Here is a 19,552-nt window from a genome sequence, read left to right as displayed (position 1 = left end):
GGGTGGGGTCGTTCGGCCCGCGCAGCGGGCCGGCGGGGCGTCCGGATGGGGTTCCGACCCGCGCGACAGGCGTTGGACGCAGCCGGCTGCCGTCGGTTCATTCGCGTGGCAAGTCGACGGCTGGATGCGGCGCCCGTGGTGCGTGCCGGAGGCAGGAGGCGCAAGGGATCAGGCGAGGCCGGCCGCCCAGTGGCCGATCATCGCGGCCAGCACGGCCGGCGATGCCCAAGGTTCCCCAAAGGCGTGGCGGGCGCGCTGTTCGCCGCGCCTGAGGTCGATGCCGAACGTATCGATGCCGAGCACGGTGACGCCGTCCGGCAACCGACCCGTGAGTTCCTGTAGCGCCGCGCGCTCGGAGTCGGCATCCAGGGCCGGCAGCAAGGACCAGTCGGCGGCCTCGATCCAGCCCATGCGCCCGATGCCCTCGATGAAACGCAGACGCTTCGGAACGACGCGGAAGAACATGAAGTCGAGTTCGAGATAGTGCGCCGAGTCGGGCTGGTAGCGCAGGTAATGCTCGACCAGCTCGTCGTCCGGGTCTAGCCGTTCGGCATCGCCGACCAGGGTCAGGCGTGCCGCGGCCTGCACGTCGGTGGAGCGCGGCTCGACATAGGACAGGCTCACCTTCGGGTCGGCGAGCAGGTTCTTGGTGTGCTCGGCGAGCGCGCTGACGAGGAGGAGCGGGCAGTGCGCTGCGTCGGGAACGTTGGGGACCGGCGTCGCGTAGGGGTGGCCCGGAAAGTTGATCGCCTGCGTCGCCAGCGTCGCGAACGGTGCGGCATGGAGGAGGTGAACGGCGTGCGGCGTCGAAATCCTCATCGGCGATTACCCGTGCGGATGGTCCAGAAGGCGGGTATGTTCGTCACGGCCGTGGTCCAGAAGGCGAGCACGACGGGCCATAACTCATCCGCATCGCGCGATTGCACGAGCGCCGGCGCCTCCGTGTCCTGCCGCGACCAGAAGTGCCGTCGCCATCCGGGACTGGTGGCAATCATTCCGTGCTGTCGAAGGGGGGTGCGCTGGTCGCCCATGGCTTGATCTCCGTGGAGGCAGTCTGTCCGCCGCGCCGATTGTTCCGGTTCGGCGTGGCGCGTGGAAGCGGAAGGAACTGTTCCTTGGTGTCTGCGAACGGATATTTTGTTCTGCGGTGCAGCAATCGGTTCCGGCGGGGCGAACCGTCACCGGCGCGTTGATTGGGCATTATTATTGTGGCAGGCGCCTCATTTGTCGAGGTGCACGGCGGCAGGATTCATGCCGAGAATCGCGCCGGCGGCGGCGCACGTTTCATGTTTTCGCTGTCGCGCGGTGTGCCGCCGATGGTTGCCGAAGAACCTGGATCTACATGACGACCTGCGTGCCCAGTTCGACTACTCGATTGGCAGGCAGACCGAAGAAGTTTGCAGCGCTGCCGCCGTTGCGGAACATCCAGACGAAGAGCTTGCCGCGCCAGCGACACATGTCGGTATTCAGGCGGGGGAGAAGGGTTTCCCGGCCGAGGAAGAACGAGGTGTCCATCGGGTCGAAATGGAGCCCGTAGGCGGCGCATCCTGCCAGCGCGTTCGGCAGGTTCGGCTGCTCCATGAAACCGTACGAAACCTTGACCAGCCAGAGATCGCTGGCCAGGTGCACGACCTCCACGCGACTGTCGTCCGCCCGCCGGGGAACGTCGAGAATATGGACGGAGACCAGCACGATACGCTCGTGCAACACCTTGTAGTGCTTCAGACTGTGCAGCAGGGAGTGCGGCACGTTGTCGGGATTGGACGTGAGGAATATCGCTGTCCCAGGTACCCGTCGCGCCCCAGCAATCGCCTGCAGGAAGCTCCGCGTATCCATCGCATCCATGGCCAGATGGGCGCTGAGCAGGTCGCGGCCGCGCTTCCAGGTAGATAGCAGCAGATAGACGGCGAGGCCGAAGAGCAGCGGGAACCAGCCGCCATCGGCGATCTTCACCGAGTTGGCCGAGAAATAGGCCAGATCGATGATCGCGAAAGGCAGCGCACCGAGAAATGCGCGCCAGACGGGCCAGCCCCAGACGTATCGCGCGACGACGAAGGCCAGCAGATCGGTGATGAACATCGTTCCCGTCACTGCGATGCCGTAGGCAGCCGCCAGGTTCGACGAACTGCCGAAGCCGAGCACCAGGACGATGACCGCTGCCAGCAAGCTCCAGTTGATGCCTGCCAGGTAGATTTGCCCCATCTGCTGATCCGATGTGTGGCTGATCTCCATGCGTGGCGTGAAGCCAAGCTGAATCGCCTGCTGCGTAATCGAGAAGGCGCCGGAAATCACGGCCTGCGAGGCAATCACCGTCGCCAAGGTGGACAGCACCACCATTGGATAGAGCAGCCAGTCGGGCGCCAGCAGATAGAACGGATTGGCAATGGCCTCCGGATCGCGCAACAGCAGCGCGCCCTGCCCGAAATAGTTGATCACCAGTGCCGGCAGCACCAGGCCAAACCAGGCCCACTGGATCGGCTTGTGCCCGAAGTGCCCCATGTCCGCATAGAGCGCTTCGCCACCCGTCAGCACGAGCACGGCGGCACCGAGGGCAAAGAAACCGAGAATCGGGTTGTCGTCGAAGAAACGGACGGCGTGCCACGGTCCCAGCGCGCGCAGCACCGCCGGGTCATGGGCGATGCTGAACAGGCCGAGCGTGCCCAGCGTCAGGAACCAGAGCACCATGATCGGTCCGAAGAAGGCGCCCACGGTGGCGGTGCCGCGACGCTGCACCGCAAAAAGGCCCACCAGGATTACCAAGGATATCGGCACGACGTAGGGCCTGAAGGCGGGTGTCGCCACTTCCAGGCCCTCGACCGCAGAGAGCACGGAAATCGCTGGCGTGATCACCCCGTCACCGTAGAAGAGGGCCGCCCCGAAGAGGCCAAGAACCATGATCAGCCGGCGCTGCCACGAGCCCGGCGCGATCGGCCGCAGGGCCAGTGCCATCAAGGCCATGATGCCGCCTTCGCCCTTGTTGTCGGCGCGCATGATGAAGAGCACGTACTTCAGGCTGACGACGACCATCAGAGACCAGAAGATCAGCGAGAGAATGCCGATGACGTTGTCCGGGGTGATCGGCACCGGATGGTGCGCGCCGCCGAAAACCTCCTTGATCGCATACAGGGGACTGGTGCCGATATCGCCATACACGACACCAAGGGCGGCCAGTGACAGGCTGGCCAGACGGTTCTGGTCGTTGTTTTCAGACATGATGCTTACCTCTTGCTTCAGGATTCAGGATTGAAAGCGATAGCCGACGCCAGTCTCGGTGAGTATGTGCTGTGGCTGGGTCGGGTCCATCTCGAGCTTCTGGCGTAATCGGCCAACGTAGATGCGCAGGTAGTGGCCCTGTTCGCTGTGTCCTGGTCCCCATACTTCCCGGATCAGGTAGCGATGGGTCAGTACCTTGCCGCTGTTGGCGAGCATCACCGCCAGCAGGCGATACTCGATTTGGGTCAGGTGGATCTCGACGCTACCCCGGCTGACGATACGGCGGGACAGATCCACCTCGACATCGCCGAAGCGATGCAGGGGACCGGCTTCGCCGGCTTGCCAGTGGCGTCTTAACAGGGCGCGCACGCGTGCCAGCAATTCACCGACGCCAAAGGGTTTGCAGAGATAGTCATCGGCACCCGTGTCGAGGGCGGCGATCTTGTCGCGCTCGGCCGAGCGGGCCGAGAGGATGAGAATCGGCACCGTCGACCAGCTACGCATGTCGCGAATGAATTCGATGCCGTTCATATCGGGCAGACCCAGATCAAGGATCACCAGATCCGCCTTGCCACGGGCAAGCTCGTCCAGTCCCTGGCGCGCCGTGGCCGCCTCGAGCGCAGCGCAACCCTCGCGGCGCAGGGAATCGCAGACAAAGCGGCGGATTTGCGGTTCGTCCTCGACGACGATGACGCGCGCAATCGTCTCGTTCATGGCGTGCCCTCCTCGTCCATGGCAGGAGGCGTACCGAGGGGAAGGGTGAAACGCACGCAGGCACCGCCGGGATGGTTCTCGGCGACGATGCTGCCGCCGTGCGCCTCGACGATGGCCTTGCAGATCGCCAGCCCCAGCCCGGTACCGGCGACGGCCGGCTCGCGCTCGCCCCTGGCAAACAGGTCGAAAACCTGGCCGATGCGATCCGTGGGAAAACCGGGACCGTCGTTGCCGACGGCGACTTCCAGCGCCCCGCCGCGCACGCTTGCCAGCACCTCGATGCGCGCTCCCGGGGGCGAATACTTGGCCGCGTTCTCCAGCAGATTGCACAGGACGCGCTCCAGCAGCACGGCATCGAACTCGACCAGCGGCAGATCGCGCGGTACCTGGAGGTCGAGCCTGCGGCTGGCGAGAAGATCCGCCAGCAGGCGGGTACTGGATCCGATGATCTCCTCGAAGGGCTGCCACTCCTTGTTCAGTGTGATGCTGCCTGACTGCAGGCGGGCCATTTCGAGCAGATTGGACATCAGGTGATGCATGGCATGCGCCTGGTCGCGAATGATCGCGGCTGTTTCCATGGCACCCTCGTCGAGCGCCGGTTGCCTCTGAACGAGGGTGTCGGCGAGTCCGACGAGACTGGTCAGCGGTGTCCGCAAGTCGTGCGACAGGGACGACAGGATCGATGCGCGTAGCCGCTCCGCAGACACCCGCAGTTCGCTGACCTGCGCGGCGTCGGCATAATGCAGCCGCTCGAGCGTGATCGCCAGCAGCGAAGCCACCGCTTCCAGCAAGGGCCGCAGAGCACGCACCCGGTCGACGTCATCCGACCGTGGTACCAGGGCCAGCACGCCGAGAACGCGGGTCAGTGCCACGAGAGGGAGAAAGACGATCGCTACGCCCATGCCGGCAAGGGGGTCGGTCTCGACGATGACGCCGCGATCGTAGGCCGAACGGGCGAAGCCCTTCTCCAGATTATTCAGGTGGTGGCTGCCGTATTCGTGGAACGAAATGCCCTGGCCCGACGCATCGGCGACCAGAACCGTCACATCCAGTTCAACGGCGCCCAGGAAGTGCTGCGTCATGTCGGCGACCTGATCGGCTGCTAGGGCGCCACCCAGATCGCGTGCGAGCTGGTAAAGGACGCGCGTCTCCTGTTCCCGTGACTGGGCCTCGGCCGTCCGCTCCGAAAGCAATGCCGCCAGATGCGAAGAGATCAGTCCGACGGCAAGCATGACCGCGAAAGTTACCAGATACTGCCCGTCAGCGACGGCAAAGGAAAGGTGTGGCGGTACGAAGAAGAAGTCGAAGAGGGCCACACCCAGGAAAGCCGCCATGATCGATGGACCACGCCCGAGCCAAACCGCGGCGACGAACACCGTCAGCAGAAAGATCATCACGATGTTGGCGAGGTCGAGCAGCCCGCGCAAAGGAAGCGTGCCGAGCGTGGTCAGTGTACAAAGCGCAGCGGCCACCAGATAAGGGGCACGGAGCCAGGGGGAGGGGAATTCGGTTTTCATGGCCGGCGGCAAGCGGACTCGGAACGCAATGCCGTCAGTGTCCTGAATGCGAAGTAAAAATGGTGTAAACATTTGCCGATGATCGCGACACTGCTCCGGTACCCTTGCCAACGTCGGCACGAACGACACCCTGGGCTATCTGATCTGTTCGGTCCGGGACAGCTTCTTGTTACAATCCGTCTGGCGTTCCTTGCCGTACTGGCTGTCCTTGAGAGTCGGTGGGAAGGTGCCGAAATATCTGTTCAGCATAGGGGCGGGAAGGTCCACAGTATCCACAGTACCGAAAATGTTAGGGAAGTCGAGAGAAAGGCGCGGAAAAGGGTAGATCCAGGCAAAACGGCCAGCCGGAACATGGATTACGTATAATCAGGCCCGGGCGGGCGTCAGCGGTTTGGTCGTGCCGAACGTGGTGTGGCAGTGAAAAAAATTCACAGACTCTGAGTCTATGATGTTGATTTTACGACTTTTGATGTGGCGCAAGAGGGTCAGGGTCGCGTAGCGACCCTGTTTGGACGCTTTGATCGGCTCACACGATGAAAGCCCCCCGGTTCTGCCGGGGGAGGGTTACTGCTGGGGATGCGCATGAAGGCCATGATTCTGGATGCTCAGGGCCAGCCGTTGCGGCTGGCCGAGGTGCCTCGGCCGAAACCCGAGGCTGATCAGGTCCTGCTCGAAGTACGGGCCTGCGGAGTCTGCCGCACGGATCTGCATGTCATGGATGGCGACCTTCAGCACCCCAGCTTACCGCTCGTCCTGGGCCATGAAATCGTCGGGGTCGTGGTCGAGAAAGGCGCCAGGGTGGAACGTTTCATGCTTGGCCAACGTCTTGGCGTACCCTGGCTGGGGCATACCTGTGGTCATTGCCGTTACTGCGCGAGCGGTTCCGAGAACCTTTGCGACGCGGCAGAGTTCACCGGCTACACGCTGAACGGCGGTTACGCCGAGTTCGCGTTGGCTGATCAGCGCTACTGCTTTGCACTGCCGAACGGGTACCCGGATGCTGAAGCGGCGCCGCTGCTCTGTGCGGGACTGATCGGCTATCGCTCGCTGGTCGCCGCCGGTGATGCGCGTCGTCTGGGCATCTACGGTTTCGGCGCGGCCGCGCACATCATTGCGCAGGTGGCCCGCTGGCAAGGCCGCGAAATATTTGCCTTCACCAAGCCGGGTGATGTGGATGGCCAGCAATTCGCTCGTCAGTTGGGGGCTACCTGGGCCGGTGATGCCGACAGCGCGCCGCCGCAGGAAATGGACGCCGCGATTCTCTTTGCGCCGGTCGGTGACCTGGTTCCACAGGCGCTTCGTCACATCGTCAAGGGCGGAACGGTGGTTTGCGCAGGCATTCACATGAGCAACATTCCCGAGTTCCCTTACGCCATTCTCTGGGGAGAGCGATGCGTGCGCTCGATCGCCAATCTGACCCGCCGCGACGGCGAGGAGTTCTTTGCCATTGCGCCCAAGGCCGGTGTCCGCACCGAAGTGACACGATTTCCCCTGGAATCGGCCAATGCTGCCCTGCAGCAATTGCGGGCAGGCGAAATTCGCGGCGCGGCCGTTCTCATCACCTCTTAGCCTTCGCCAGTGAGGCAGATTCAGGCAGAATGGCGAGATGCGTCTTTCTCCCGTTTTCCCGCACCTCGGCCGATGGCCTGGGCGGTTCGCGATGCTGCTTGCCTTCATGAGCAACAGCGTGCTCGGCCAAGCGTCCTTGCCGGCCGCTCTCGATGAGTTTCTGCGTATCCAAACACAAGGATTACCAGGCAAAGTCAGCTATGCCGTCGGTCAACTTGACCAGCATGCCCAAAACACCTCATGCAGCGCCTTCGAGCCATTTCTGCCGCCGGGAAGTCGGTTCTGGGGAAAAACGATGGTCGGCATACGCTGCCTCGCCCCGAAAGTGTGGACCGTGTATGTGCCCGTACAGATCAGAATCACGGGTAACTATCTGGTGACGGCACGCCAGCTAACGCCCGGCCAGGTCGTGGCCAGTGCCGACCTGCGCACGCAGAGCGGCGATCTCGGCGCGCTGCCAGCCAATGTTGTGACCGACCCTGCCCAGGCCATTGGCAAAACCGTCAGGAATGGCATCGCTGTGGGCCAGCCGCTCCGTAGCGATCTGTTGACCGCACCCTGGCTTGTGCAGCAAGGGCAAAGCGTCAAGCTGCTGTCGTCAGGCGTAGGGTTCACGGTGAGTAATGAGGGAAAGGCACTGAACAACGCCACTGAAGGCCAGATTGCGCAAGTGCGGACAGCTTCCGGACAGGTCGTCAGTGGTGTGGCCCGAAGTCCTGGTGTGGTCGAGGTGTCGTATTAGTCGCTGATCTTGCCGGCCTGGTGTGCCAAGCCCCCTCCATATTGCGAAAATAAATGTTAAAGTTTAGCCGTTATCCGCCGATATACTGGTTGGGTACAACCGTTTTAAGGGCACGGCCATGAAAATCGACAGCACAATCTCGACCTCAGCCAGCGCTGTTACCGAGATGCGTCATCGCACCAGCGTCAGCCAGCCGGCAACCAGCGCGGCTACGGAAGTCCACCTCAGTGAACTTGCCGGGCAGCTACAGTCTCCAGGTGAAGCTGCGACCTTCGACACGGCGCGGGTTTCTGAAATCAAGCAGGCAATCGCCGAAGGGCGCTTCACGATCAATTCCGAGGCGATTGCCGACCGGTTGATCGCCTCTGCCAGCGAACTCGTGGCTTCTACTAGGCAGGTTTGATTTCCGGAGCCTTGATGGCGACGATGGCGGATTTACTGCCAACGGTTGAGGCCGAAGTCGCCGCGGCAAGGAGCTTTGTCACCCTGCTCGAACTTGAGCAGGAGATGCTCACCAAAGGTGAGGTCGAGCATCTGCAGGAGTTGGTGGATCAGAAAAACGGGCTGGCCGTCAAGCTGGCTGCCCTCGCCGAGCAGCGTCACCAGGCGCTCGTGGCAGAGGGCCTGACCGCGGATCGCGCCGGCTTGTCCGCCTGGTTTGCGGCGCACCCGAAGGCGGACCGCGCCCATGCTGCCTGGACCTTGCTGCTGTCGATCGCCAGTCAGGCGCGCGAACTGAATCGCATGAATGGCGAATTGATCCAACTGCGCATGCAATACAACGCACGGGCACTCGAGGCACTCCTGGGAACCCACCGCGCCTTCGGCCTCTATGGCCCGGACGGGCAAAACACCCTGTCCAGCGGCCCGCGCATCAGCGACAGCGCTTAATTTGAAAGTCGCGTCAGCGACTCACGAATCTCTTTCTCCATTTGTCGGGTAGAGGAGGGACTGGGGGCGAAGGCAACGGTCATGACTTCCGTGATCAGGGGTGTCTCGAAAAGTCATGGCTGTTAGCCCGCTTGGCTCCTGGATTGTCCGATTTGTCCCATGCCCCTGCGGTTCAACGCAGCATCCCATGCTTCTCGATGAAGGCGATGATCTCGGACAGGCCCTCGCCGGTCTTCATATTGCTGAAGACGAATGGTCGCTCGCCGCGCATGCGTCGGCTGTCGCGATCCATGACCTCCAGCGAGGCACCGACCAGTGGTGCGAGATCGGTCTTGTTGATCACCAGGAGGTCGGACCTGGTAATCCCTGGCCCTCCCTTGCGCGGGATTTTGTCGCCGGCAGCGACGTCGATGACGTAGATCGTCAGATCGGAAAGCTCCGGGCTGAAGGTCGCCGCGAGGTTGTCACCCCCCGATTCCACGAACACGATCTCGATGTCCGGGAAAGCCGTCGTCAGGCGGGCGACGGCTTCGAGGTTGATCGATGCATCCTCGCGAATCGCGGTATGCGGGCAACCGCCAGTTTCGACACCGAGGATGCGTTCCCGCGGCAGCGCCGCATGTTGTACCAGGAACTTCGCATCTTCGGCGGTGTAGATGTCGTTGGTCACCACGCCGAGGAGGTATCGGTCGCGCAGCGCCAGGCACAGGGCCAGGGTGAGTGCGGTCTTGCCGGAGCCGACCGGGCCTCCGATGCCGATGCGCAGGGCGGGACGTCGGTGCATGTGAATTCACTTTCTTTCAGGATCGGAAAAGTCTCGAATACTGTGTTTCGTGGCGGCTTGACGCCAGAGCCAGGCCGGGAGCGAAGTTGCTCCAGCGTTCTTCGGGCAGTTCAAGCGCCTGCTGCGCCACCGCCGGCAGGCGTCTTCCCAGCGCCAGGAGGATGCGCTGCCCGGCGGCCTGGCCGAGTGGCACGGTCTTGAGCGCGGCCATCGTCTGGTTTTCGCACCAGGACCATAGATAAGCGGTCAGCGAATCAGCGATGGCGATTTCCCAGGAGGCAGCCGCCAGCGCCCAGCCGACCGGAAAAGAGACTTCGGGGAGCGAGTCGAAGGCCGGTGGCAGTGGGAAATCGTCCAGCTCGTGCAGCAGGCGACGCAGCGAATAGCCCATCTGGACGGTCTCGGCACGCAACTCGGACGACTCGCGGCTGGCCAGGAAGTCGGCGTTGAGGCGTTTGACTTCATAATCGTCGGCGGCGATCCAGGCGCGTTGCAGACAGGCGGTCAGCGGCGCTTCAAAGCGGCTGACGCCGTTCTCGAGCAGCCTCGCGATCCATTCCAGGGCAGCCGCCTGATCCTTCACCAGGCCGGCTTCGACTGCCCATTCGAGGCCTTGCGAATAGGTGTAGGCACCCACCGGCAGTGCCGGGCTGGCGAGCTGCAGTAGCCGCGACAGCGCAAGGCTCATTGGCTCACTTGAATTCGTGAATTATTGCCGGCGAGCGATGCGGGCCGTGGTCGGGAGGGTGCGGATCGCTCGTCATGCCGGGACGCGCCGGACCGTGATCGTGACTGTCGTGACCCCCCGCGTGCGCTTCGCCGTGAGCATGCGAGCCATACGCCCCCCCTTCCGGATCGAATGGCGCCTCAACCTCGCTGACCGCACAACCGAGCCCCAGCAACATTTCGGCGAGAACGTGATCCGCCTGAATAAGCAGGCCGCACTTGCCAAGCTGTACCGGGACATGCCGGTTGCCGAGATGGTAGGCGGCGCGGATCAACTGCAGGGGGTCACCGGCACGGACTTCGAGCAGTGCTTCCGGTGCGGCCTCGACAGCAACCACGCGGCCATTGCCGGTGAGCAATCGGTCGCCGTGGCGCAGCACGGTGCCGGACGGAAAGACATAGCCAAGCTCCTCGCCGCTGGCCAGGGTGACGCGCTGCCGGCTCTTGCGGCGGGCATCATAAGGCAACACCAGACGGTCACTGGCAGGTGTCTCGCGGTCAGCGAAGGATTCGGTGAATAGCATGTTCAGAACAGGAAATAGCGCTGCGCCATCGGCAGCACGCTGGCCGGCTCGCAGACCAGCAGTTCACCGTCGGCGCGCACGGCATAGGTTTCAGGATCGACTTCGATCTTCGGTGTCGAGGTGTTATGGATCATGTCGGACTTGCCGAGCGTGCGCGTCCGGCGGACGGCAAAGAGCGGCTTGGCGAGTCGCAGCGCCGCGAGTTCCGGATGGTCAAGCGCCGCCTGCGACACGAAGGTCACCGAGGTCTTGCGCGCACCGCCGAAAGCTCCGAACATCGGCCGATAGTGCACCGGCTGTGGCGTCGGGATCGATGCGTTGGCGTCACCCATCGCAGCCGCAGCGATCATTCCGCCCTTGAGAATCAAGGATGGCTTGACGCCGAAGAAAGCCGGTTTCCAGAGCACCAGGTCGGCAAGCTTGCCGACCTCGATCGAACCGACGAGATCGCTGATGCCGTGCGTGATTGCCGGATTGATGGTGTACTTGGCGAGGTAGCGCTTGACACGGAAGTTGTCGTGCGTGGATTCGACCTGACCGTTCGGCGGCGGCAGCTGACCGCGCTGGACTTTCATCTTGTGCGCTGTCTGCCAGGTACGGATGATCACTTCGCCGACGCGTCCCATCGCCTGCGAATCCGACGACATCATCGACAGCGCACCAAGGTCGTGCAGGATGTCTTCGGCGGCGATCGTCTCGCGGCGGATGCGGCTTTCGGCGAAAGCGACGTCTTCGGCGATCGCCGGGTCGAGGTGGTGACACACCATCAGCATGTCGAGATGCTCATCGACGGTATTGACGGTGTACGGGCGCGTCGGGTTGGTCGAGGAAGGCAGGACGTTGGTCTCGCCGACGGCACGCAGGATGTCGGGCGCATGCCCACCGCCGGCGCCCTCGGTATGGAAGGTGTGAATGGTGCGCCCCTTGAAGGCGGCGAGCGTCGTTTCGACGAAGCCGGATTCGTTGAGCGTGTCAGTGTGGATGGCCACCTGCACGTCCATCTCGTCGGCCACCGCCAGGCAGTTGTCGATCGCCGCCGGGGTGGTGCCCCAGTCCTCGTGCAGCTTGAGGCCGATGGCGCCGGCGCGTACCTGCTCGCGCAATGGTTCCGGCAGCGAGACATTGCCCTTGCCGAAGAAACCGAGGTTCATCGGGAAAGCGTCGGCCGCTTCGAGCATGCGTTGGACGTGCCAGGGTCCCGGCGTGCAGGTCGTGGCGTAGGTGCCGGTGGCCGGCCCGGTGCCGCCGCCAAGCATGGTCGTCACCCCCGACATCAGGGCTTCATCGATCTGTTGCGGGCAGATGAAATGGATGTGGCTGTCGATGCCGCCGGCGGTGACGATCATTCCCTCGCCGGCAATGATCTCGGTACCGCCGCCGATAGGGATGGTCACGCCCGGCTGGATATCCGGATTGCCGGCCTTGCCGATGCCGGCGATGCGGCCGCCCTTGATGGCGATGTCGGCCTTGACGATTCCCCAGTGGTCGACGATCAGCGCGTTGGTGATTACCGTGTCGGCGACTTCGGCGGCGGGCTTCTGACCCTGCCCCATGCCGTCACGGATCACCTTGCCACCGCCGAACTTGACTTCCTCACCGTAGATGGTGAAATCGTCTTCGACGGCGATCCACAGTTCCGTGTCGGCGAGACGTACACGATCGCCGACGGTTGGGCCGAACATTTCGGCATAAGCCTGCCGCGAGATTTTGACGCTCATGACCGAATCCTCATGGCAATTTTCCCATTACCCGGCCATTGAAGCCATGGACTTGGCGCTCGCCGGCCAGCGCCACCAGTTGTACGCTGCGCGTCTGACCGGGTTCGAAGCGTACCGCGGTACCGGCGGCAATGTCGAGTCGGCAACCGCGCGCCGCGACGCGGTCGAAAACCAGCGCGGCATTGGTTTCGGCAAAGTGGTAATGCGAACCGACCTGGATCGGCCGGTCGCCGGTATTGGCGACGCTCAGGCGGGTCGTTGCACGACCGGCGTTGAGTTCGATGTCGCCTTCTTCGATCCGCATTTCTCCGGGAATCATCGTTCAGTTCCTCAAATGATCGGGTGATGTACGGTCACCAGCTTGGTGCCGTCCGGGAAGCTTGCTTCGACCTGGATATCGTGGATCATTTCCGGCACGCCTTCCATCACGTCGGCACGACGCAACAGCGTTGTGCCGTAGCTCATCAGCTCGGCGACCGTGCGGCCGTCGCGGGCGCCTTCGACGATCGCGGCGCTGATCAGGGCCACCGCTTCCGGGTAGTTAAGCTTCAGGCCACGCGCCCGGCGTCGTTCGGCGAGCAAAGCGGCGGTGAAAATCAACAGCTTGTCCTTTTCTCTCGGGGTCAGTTCCATGCGTCTTCCTCAAAGCGATTCAAGTGCTCCAGATGCGTGGCACGATGGCTGCTTTGCCGAGCGCCGCCGGGCGCAACCGTTTCCACACTTCGCTCAACCAAGCGCGTGCCGCTTCGGTACAGGGCGCCAGGCAACGCGCCACCAGCACCTCGGGCAGTGCCGTGATCCCGGTCAACAGGCTTGCGGTGGTCGGAACCGCCAGACAGGCGTCGAGCCATTCTCGCTGCACCACCGTTCCCGCAAGCAGCAGGGTTGCGCTGACCGGTCTGCCGGCCAGACCGGCAGCCGCGTCGAGCCAGGCCGAGCTACCCGACAGTCGACCGCGCTCGACCCAGAGCGGCCGTCCTTCGCTTTCGATCCGTGTCGCCAGGTCGAGCTGCCCGTAGCTGAAGCATTCGCCGGCAGCCGTGCGACCCAGGCAGAGTATCTCCCAGCCGCAGAACATGCCACCGGCGGCCAGTTGGACGTGCGTATGCATCCGTGCGTCGGCACCGTCGAAGACGATCGTTTCCTGTGGCAGCCACTCGATGACGGCCGCGCGCCCAATGCTAATGTTCAACACATGCTGCGCAGGACGCCCTCCCGAACGATACCACTTGCCGGCGCCTGGGGTGGTCAACAATGCATGCGCACCGGCTCCCGCGGCCAGCGAGATGTCCAGTCGGTCGCCGCCGGCGATGCCCCCGGGCGGATGCAGGACAATCGCATGACAGACCGCCGGACCCTCCGGATAGAGCGCTTTCTGTACGCGCAACGGCCCGCAATGCTCGCGCCTTACCAGCAGCGTGGCCTCTGCACGACGCTCGAAACCGAGCGCCAGCCGTGCCTGCCAGCCGGGACGTGCCGCTTCTTCGATGGCCGTCGCCAGTGCCGCCGTCAGACCGACAGGGCCGCCAGATCCCCATTCTGTTCCATGCGCGTTCACGATTCGTTCAAGTCCGGCCCCAGAACGCACTTGGGCCAATCTCGTCGGATTGGCCCAAGCGCTTGTTTCCTGGTGCCCCCGGTCGGAATCGAACCAACACCTGATGATTACAAATCAACTGCACGACCTTCATGCTACGGGGGCAATAGGCATCTCTGGAGCGAATTATAGCCGACCTTGATGCTTGCTGTATCATCTCCGGATTCCTTGCCAGGCGCAAGCAGCCTGGCATCGAGATCCCACTGTTAGAATGACCTGACTGTTTTCCCGGTAGAACCCCATGCCATCCCTTTCGAATCCCTCGGAAATTGCTCGCGAGACCCTTCGTCTGCTGGCTGCCCGGCGCATTTCTCCCTCTCCCGAGAACTATCGGGACATCTATAACGAGATTGCGGGCACCTCCGGCAATCTCGCAGAAGCTTTCCCCAAACGCGAGCTGCAGGCGCTACAGACCGCTCTGCCCAGAGAGACTGCCGTTCAGCAAAAGCTGGTGAAGCGATTCGAACAGGCATTCAAGGGCAAGAACTGGGATGAATTTCGCGACGGGGTGGCCGACCTGGTCAAGCAGCTCGCCAATGAGCACGAGCTGCCCTGGAGCGAGTTGTTCCGCGACTTCCTGCGCCAGTGGGAAAACAAGCACGCCGGACTGACCGTGGCGCGCAAGCGTGAAGCACTCGAGCGAGTGCTGGCAGCCGCTGCGGGCAATAGTGAGCTGCTGTTCGGACGACTGCAGGGCCTGGTCAGGTCGTGGTCGGGCAGTGGACCGGCCGATGGGGAAATCCCTCTGGTCGAGTCTGGCACAAATACAGAGACCGAGACCAGCTTGCCGCTCGCCGCTGAGGCCGGCGCAGACAGTTCGCCGCGTACGAACGAGTTGTCGGGTGAACTTCGCGACATCTTCGCGTACACCCTCGAAGTGATCATCGAGACACAACTTGCGGATGAACCGGAGCTTGCCGCCGATGCTCGCATGCTGGTGCACAAGACCCGCAGCGCCACTTCGTCTGCCGCGCTGCAAGGCCTGCTGGCTGGAGTCAAGCGCTTTGCATTCCGTCTGGAGATTCTTGCAGAGGATCGTACCGAACTGCGCGCGGGTTTGCTCAACCTACTGCAATTGCTGATCAAGAACGTGGGCGAGCTGGTTACCGAAGACCGGTGGCTGGCGGGACAGATTGAAATCGTTCGCGACATCGTTTCCAATCCTTTGAGCATCCGTGCCATTGGTGATGCCGAGAGTCGGCTCAAGGAAGTCATCTTCAAGCAGAGCCAGCTCAAACGCAGCCTCAACGAAGCCAAGGAAAGCCTCAAGCAGATGCTGGCCGGCTTTGTCGATCATCTGGCAGAATTCGCCGACTCGACCTCCGACTATCACGACAAGCTCGAGCTCTGTGCGCACCGGATCAGCATGGCCGAGGACATCTCGCAGCTCGAAGATGTCCTCGCCGATGTGATTCATGAGACACGCATCATTCAGCTCAACGCTCAACGCTCGCGTGACGACCTGCGCACCGCGAAACAGCGCGTCAGCGAAGCCGAAACGAGAATCGGCGAACTGGAACTGGAACTCGACCGAGCGAGCATGCTGGTTCGTCATGACCAGCTGACCGGGACCCTCAACCGTCGCGGGCTTGATGAGGCGTTCGATAAGGAGGTCGCACGTGCGCAGCGTCGCCAGGCGATCCTCTGCGTGGCCCTGCTCGACATTGACAATTTCAAGAAACTCAACGACACGCTCGGTCACGATGCCGGCGATGCCGCCCTGATACACCTGGCGACCGTGATTCGGGAGACGATGCGGCCGCAAGACACGGTCGCCCGATTTGGCGGCGAAGAGTTCATCATCATCCTGCCGGACACCTCGGTCGAGGATGCGCAGACGGCCATTGTCCGTCTGCAGCGGGAATTGACCCGACGCATTTTCCTGCACAACAACGACCGACGACTGATCACCTTCAGCGCCGGCGTGACCCATCTGCAGCCCGGCGATACACAGGGATCGGTCACCAAGCGCGCGGACGAGGCCATGTATGCGGCCAAACAGGCGGGGAAGAACCGGGTCATGATCGGCTGATCTGCAGGTACCGGCAGCGCGGTGGTGCACGGAAGATACTTTTCAGTTTGGCCCACCCGCCAGCGGCGATGGGTTGCCGGCCAGGTGCTTGAGTACTTCGCCGGCGGCCAGCAGACCGAAAGGCGCCGTCACGCAAACCGACGAACCGAAGCCGGCACAGCTCAGGCCAATCAGCGTCCGTGGCTGCTCGCAGGAATTGCCGCGCTCAGGGTAGCGGAGGGGTTCGCTGGAAAATACCGCCGGGACCCCGAATTTCTTCTTCGCCTCGCGAGGGAAGCCGTAGTCTTTGCGCAGTAGCGAGCGCACTTTGGCGAGCAACGGATCCTGGATGGTGAAAGCAAGATCGGCCATCCGGATGCACTTTGGATCGATCTGGCCACCGGCGCCACCAGCCGTGATCAGCGGCACTCTACAACGTTTTGCCCAGGCGATCATCGCCGCCTTGGTGCGCACCTGATCAATGGCGTCGATGAGGTAATCGAAGTCTCCGCCAAGCAGCGCTTCAACGTTTTCCGGCGTCACGAAATCCTCGATTTCGCTGACCACGCAATCCGGGTTGATGGCATGGATCCGTTGCGCCATGGCACTGACCTTGGCCTTGCCGAATTCACCATCGAGCGCGTGTACCTGACGGTTGACGTTGGACTCGGCGATCATGTCGAGATCGATCAGGGTGATCCTGCCGACCGCCGAACGTGCCAATCCTTCGACCGCCCATGAACCGACGCCACCGATGCCGACCACCGCAACATGGGCGTTTTCGAAGCGCTGCAAGGCATCCTCGCCATAGAGGCGGGCAATCCCGCCGAAGCGGCGCAACCGATCGACAGGCGTTTTGCTCATGGAGTCTTCGGGGGTCGCCGGATGCTCTGCCGGCATGGCTTGATCGATTCGCGCCTCCCTCGCTGTCGGCAGGTGGCGTTGCGGGTCTGGCTGTGCATGGGGCGTATTTCCGGCAAAGGGTGCTGCCGAGTGTAACCGAAAGCCAGGGTGCAAGTGCATGCCGCCCAGGGCAAGGCGGCAACATTCGCGGCAGGAGTCGGGCGCCGGCAGTCCGCATGCAGTCCGTGCGGTAATTGTCTGCATGCAACTGGCCGCAAGATGCCATGCTGGGCTAAACTTGTGGTTTTTTTGATCAGGAGTTCACATCACATGCCTATTGTCACCACACCCAGTGGCTTACAGATCGAAGAGATCATTGTTGGCAGCGGTCCCACCGCCAGCGCCGGTCAGCACGTCATCGTGCATTACACGGGCTGGCTGGCCGATGGCAAGAAATTCGATTCGAGCGTCGATCGCAACGAACCCTTCCGTTTTCCGCTCGACGGGAAACACGTCATTGCCGGCTGGGAAGAAGGCGTGCCGGGGATGAGCGTCGGCGGCATCCGTAAGCTCACCATTCCCGCCGATCTCGCTTACGGTGCCCGTGGCGCCGGAAAATTGATACCGCCAAACGCGAAGCTGGTATTCGAGATCGAGCTGCTCGACATCGCCTGAGGATGGCCGACCGGCCACGCAAGAAGCCAGGCCCGCTCTCCGGGACACGGCCGGCCGAGGCGGGTATCGGCCGGTCATTGCCAGGCATGACCCGGTACAAGCCGCCCGCGGCCCGTGTGGCCGGCGGGCCAGCGCACAAGACAGAGACCGGGTTGTTGCCCCGCACCAGCATATCGCCCGCCTCGTCCGTCCCGGAAGTGGCGGGCAGGGTGCCGCCTGATGGCGTACGCATTGCCAAGCTGATGGCAGAACGCGGTCTTTGCTCGCGCCGCGATGCGGATGAATACATCGCGCGAGGCTGGGTTTTCGTGGATGGTCGGCGGGTCAGCGAACTCGGAACGCGCGCGCATCCGGATGCCGTCATTACCCTCGACCGGCAGGCGCAGGCGAATCAGCAAAGCAGATTGACGATTCTGCTGCACAAGCCGGTAGGCTATGTCTCGGGACAGCCGGAACCTGGCTGCAAGCCGGCAGTGACCCTGATTCGACCAGAGACACAGTATCGCACGCCGGACACGCCGGCTTTCCATCCGTCCTGCCTGAAGGGACTGGCACCCGCAGGCCGGCTCGACATTGATTCGACAGGCCTGCTCGTCCTGACCCAGGACGGGCGAGTGGCGCGCCAGTTGATTGGCGAGAACTCGATGATCGACAAGGAGTATCTGGTACGTGTCGAAGGGCATCTCGACGCCAGGGGCCTGGCCCTGCTGCAGCACGGGCTCAGCCTGGATGAGCGCAAGCTGAAGCCGGCCCAGGTCGCATGGCTCAACGGCGATCAGCTTCGCTTCGTCCTCCATGAGGGGCGCAAACGACAGATCCGGCGGATGTGCGAGCTGGTCGGGTTGCGCGTGACCGGCCTAAAGCGCGTGCGCGTCGGGGCCGTCAGACTCGGCGACCTGCCGCTCGGTCAATGGCGCTTCCTGCGCCCCGGCGAAAGGTTCTGACGGATCCTGGCGGCGCGCATCCGGTTTGCCGACCGTTCAGAGAAAAACCGGCTCGGGCGTCAGTTCGATGCCAAAACGCGCGCGCACATCGGTCTGCACGGCTGTAGCCAGAGCGATCACCTCGGTTCCCGAAGCGCCGCCGCGATTGACCAGCACCAGCGCCTGCTTTTCGTACATTCCCACTCGGCCGAGGTTGCGGCCTTTCCAGCCGCACTGCTCGATCAACCAGCCGGCGGCGAGCTTGACGCGGCCATCGCCCTGCGGGTAACGCGGCAGACCCGGAAACCGTCTGGCCAGTCGCTCACCGGTTTCCGTGTCCACCAGCGGGTTGTGGAAGAAGCTGCCGGCGTTGGGCAATACTGCCGGATCGGGCAGTTTGCGGCGGCGGACCTGGATCACTGCCGCCGCGATTTGCCGGGCATTCGGGTGGGTGATCTGTTGTTGATCAAACTCGGCCGCCAGGTCGGGATAACTGGTCAGGGGCTGCCAGGCTTTCGGCAGGCGGAGAGTCACGTGCGTGATTACCCGAGAACCGTCGAGGTGCCAGCTCTGTTGTTTGAAGACGCTGTCGCGGTAGGCAAAACGGCAGGCTGCGCGATCGAAATGCAGCATCTTGCCGCTTTGCATGTCGCAGGCTTCGAGCGACAGGAGGCGATCGGCGATTTCCAGCCCGTAGGCGCCGATGTTCTGGATCGGTGCTGCGCCGACCGTGCCGGGAATCAGTGCCAGATTTTCGAGGCCCGGCCAGCCTTGCGCGAGTGTCCAGCCGACCAGTTGATGCCAGTTCTCGCCGGCACCCGCACGCACATACCAGGCATCGTCATCCTCGGCGACCAACTGCCGGCCAGCGATCGCCATGTGCAGCAGCAAACCGTCAAAGTCGCCAGAGAGCACCAGGTTGCTGCCCCCTCCGAGAACGAAGCGGCGTGGCCCGCCGCTACCGGCGAGTTGCGCCAGTTGAGCGGCAGCGGTGATCTCGGCATAAAGCGCGGCTCGGCCGGGCAAGGCCAGTGTTGTCCGCGTCGCCAGTTCGACATTACCCGTCACGAAATCCGGCTGTGGCCGGTCACTCATCAGGCGAGCA

21 protein-coding genes and 1 tRNA gene are annotated in these 19,552 nt (G+C 63.0%); 7 read left to right on the top strand and 15 right to left on the bottom strand.

Translation table 11 applies throughout. From position 1 onward, the window contains the following. Nucleotides 1-168: 168 nt before the first annotated feature. The 5 genes from AW06_RS15085 to AW06_RS15065 form a co-directional block, all read right to left on the bottom strand. Nucleotides 169-819: a pyridoxamine 5'-phosphate oxidase family protein gene (locus tag AW06_RS15085; RefSeq protein WP_034951635.1), complete on the bottom strand. Its 651-nt coding sequence runs from the start codon at nucleotides 817-819 to the stop codon at nucleotides 169-171. After that, nucleotides 816-1,031 (bottom strand): hypothetical protein, encoded by a 216-nt coding sequence (locus tag AW06_RS15080; protein ID WP_034951633.1) that lies wholly within the window; start codon nucleotides 1,029-1,031, stop codon nucleotides 816-818. The genes AW06_RS15085 and AW06_RS15080 overlap by 4 nt, the downstream gene beginning before the upstream one ends. 307 nt (nucleotides 1,032-1,338) lie before the next feature. Further along, nucleotides 1,339-3,213 carry a potassium transporter Kup gene (locus tag AW06_RS15075; protein WP_034951631.1) on the bottom strand — a complete coding sequence of 625 codons (1,875 nt, stop codon included), beginning with the start codon at nucleotides 3,211-3,213 and terminating at the stop codon, nucleotides 1,339-1,341. A 24-nt stretch (nucleotides 3,214-3,237) separates the two neighbouring features. Then, nucleotides 3,238-3,927, bottom strand: a complete 690-nt coding sequence (locus AW06_RS15070) for a response regulator (RefSeq protein WP_034951629.1) — start codon at nucleotides 3,925-3,927, stop codon at nucleotides 3,238-3,240. Beyond that, nucleotides 3,924-5,444, bottom strand: a complete 1,521-nt coding sequence (locus tag AW06_RS15065; protein ID WP_034951654.1) for a DUF4118 domain-containing protein — start codon at nucleotides 5,442-5,444, stop codon at nucleotides 3,924-3,926. Before AW06_RS15065 ends, AW06_RS15070 begins: the two co-directional genes overlap by 4 nt. 582 nt (nucleotides 5,445-6,026) lie before the next feature. On the opposite strand from AW06_RS15065, the gene AW06_RS15060 reads away from it, so the two are divergent. From AW06_RS15060 to AW06_RS15045, 4 genes are all read left to right on the top strand, one after another. Beyond that, nucleotides 6,027-7,013, top strand: a complete 987-nt coding sequence (locus AW06_RS15060; RefSeq protein ID WP_034951652.1) for a zinc-dependent alcohol dehydrogenase family protein — start codon at nucleotides 6,027-6,029, stop codon at nucleotides 7,011-7,013. Between the two features lie 91 nt (nucleotides 7,014-7,104). Continuing rightward, nucleotides 7,105-7,755 (top strand): flagellar basal body P-ring formation chaperone FlgA, encoded by a 651-nt coding sequence (gene flgA / locus AW06_RS15055; protein WP_034951650.1) that lies wholly within the window; start codon nucleotides 7,105-7,107, stop codon nucleotides 7,753-7,755. A 118-nt stretch (nucleotides 7,756-7,873) separates the two neighbouring features. Then, nucleotides 7,874-8,158, top strand: a complete 285-nt coding sequence (gene flgM, locus AW06_RS15050) for a flagellar biosynthesis anti-sigma factor FlgM (RefSeq protein ID WP_034951627.1) — start codon at nucleotides 7,874-7,876, stop codon at nucleotides 8,156-8,158. 14 nt (nucleotides 8,159-8,172) lie between these two features. Beyond that, on the top strand, nucleotides 8,173-8,646 hold the full coding sequence (locus AW06_RS15045; protein WP_034951625.1) for a flagellar protein FlgN: 474 nt from the start codon (nucleotides 8,173-8,175) through the stop codon (nucleotides 8,644-8,646). Nucleotides 8,647-8,818: 172 nt separating this feature from the next. Here AW06_RS15045 and ureG read toward each other — a convergent pair whose 3' ends face one another. The 8 genes from ureG to AW06_RS15005 all read right to left on the bottom strand — a co-directional run bounded on the left by ureG (nucleotide 8,819) and on the right by AW06_RS15005 (nucleotide 14,100). After that, nucleotides 8,819-9,430, bottom strand: coding sequence for an urease accessory protein UreG (ureG, locus tag AW06_RS15040; protein ID WP_034951623.1), 612 nt, complete (start codon nucleotides 9,428-9,430; stop codon nucleotides 8,819-8,821). A gap of 16 nt (nucleotides 9,431-9,446) precedes the next feature. Continuing rightward, nucleotides 9,447-10,118: an urease accessory protein UreF gene (locus tag AW06_RS15035; RefSeq protein ID WP_034951622.1), complete on the bottom strand. Its 672-nt coding sequence runs from the start codon at nucleotides 10,116-10,118 to the stop codon at nucleotides 9,447-9,449. A gap of 4 nt (nucleotides 10,119-10,122) precedes the next feature. Next, on the bottom strand, nucleotides 10,123-10,680 hold the full coding sequence (gene ureE, locus AW06_RS15030) for an urease accessory protein UreE (RefSeq protein ID WP_034951620.1): 558 nt from the start codon (nucleotides 10,678-10,680) through the stop codon (nucleotides 10,123-10,125). A 2-nt stretch (nucleotides 10,681-10,682) separates the two neighbouring features. Then, nucleotides 10,683-12,398 (bottom strand): urease subunit alpha, encoded by a 1,716-nt coding sequence (ureC, locus tag AW06_RS15025; protein ID WP_034951619.1) that lies wholly within the window; start codon nucleotides 12,396-12,398, stop codon nucleotides 10,683-10,685. A gap of 10 nt (nucleotides 12,399-12,408) precedes the next feature. Beyond that, on the bottom strand, nucleotides 12,409-12,717 hold the full coding sequence (locus AW06_RS15020; protein WP_034951617.1) for an urease subunit beta: 309 nt from the start codon (nucleotides 12,715-12,717) through the stop codon (nucleotides 12,409-12,411). 11 nt (nucleotides 12,718-12,728) lie between these two features. Further along, nucleotides 12,729-13,031: an urease subunit gamma gene (locus AW06_RS15015; RefSeq protein WP_034951616.1), complete on the bottom strand. Its 303-nt coding sequence runs from the start codon at nucleotides 13,029-13,031 to the stop codon at nucleotides 12,729-12,731. A gap of 19 nt (nucleotides 13,032-13,050) precedes the next feature. Beyond that, nucleotides 13,051-13,956, bottom strand: coding sequence for an urease accessory protein UreD (locus AW06_RS15010; protein WP_324546896.1), 906 nt, complete (start codon nucleotides 13,954-13,956; stop codon nucleotides 13,051-13,053). 70 nt (nucleotides 13,957-14,026) lie between these two features. Next, nucleotides 14,027-14,100, bottom strand: a tRNA-Thr gene (locus AW06_RS15005). A gap of 136 nt (nucleotides 14,101-14,236) precedes the next feature. Here AW06_RS15005 and AW06_RS15000 point away from each other — a divergent pair. Further along, complete coding sequence (locus AW06_RS15000; RefSeq protein ID WP_034951614.1) at nucleotides 14,237-16,027, top strand: GGDEF domain-containing protein; 1,791 nt, start codon at nucleotides 14,237-14,239, stop codon at nucleotides 16,025-16,027. Between the two features lie 42 nt (nucleotides 16,028-16,069). Here the strand turns inward: AW06_RS15000 and tcdA are convergent, their stop codons facing one another. Next, nucleotides 16,070-16,870 (bottom strand): tRNA cyclic N6-threonylcarbamoyladenosine(37) synthase TcdA, encoded by an 801-nt coding sequence (gene tcdA, locus AW06_RS14995; protein ID WP_034951646.1) that lies wholly within the window; start codon nucleotides 16,868-16,870, stop codon nucleotides 16,070-16,072. Between the two features lie 309 nt (nucleotides 16,871-17,179). On the opposite strand from tcdA, the gene AW06_RS14990 reads away from it, so the two are divergent. Together AW06_RS14990 and AW06_RS14985 are read left to right on the top strand one after the other, a co-directional pair. After that, on the top strand, nucleotides 17,180-17,524 hold the full coding sequence (locus AW06_RS14990) for an FKBP-type peptidyl-prolyl cis-trans isomerase (protein ID WP_034929377.1): 345 nt from the start codon (nucleotides 17,180-17,182) through the stop codon (nucleotides 17,522-17,524). Between the two features lie 86 nt (nucleotides 17,525-17,610). Next, the gene (locus AW06_RS14985) at nucleotides 17,611-18,468 is read left to right on the top strand and encodes a pseudouridine synthase (RefSeq protein WP_138677419.1); all 858 of its coding nucleotides are present in this window, start codon (nucleotides 17,611-17,613) and stop codon (nucleotides 18,466-18,468) included. A gap of 36 nt (nucleotides 18,469-18,504) precedes the next feature. Here the strand turns inward: AW06_RS14985 and murB are convergent, their stop codons facing one another. Then, entirely contained in the window at nucleotides 18,505-19,542 is a 1,038-nt protein-coding gene (murB, locus tag AW06_RS14980; RefSeq protein WP_034951612.1) for a UDP-N-acetylmuramate dehydrogenase, read from the bottom strand. Nucleotides 19,543-19,552 lie beyond the last annotated feature (10 nt).

It is taken from the genome of Candidatus Accumulibacter cognatus (genome assembly GCF_000584975.1).
Classification (GTDB): domain Bacteria; phylum Pseudomonadota; class Gammaproteobacteria; order Burkholderiales; family Rhodocyclaceae; genus Accumulibacter; species Accumulibacter cognatus.
This window is presented reverse-complemented; position numbering and strand designations above follow the sequence as displayed.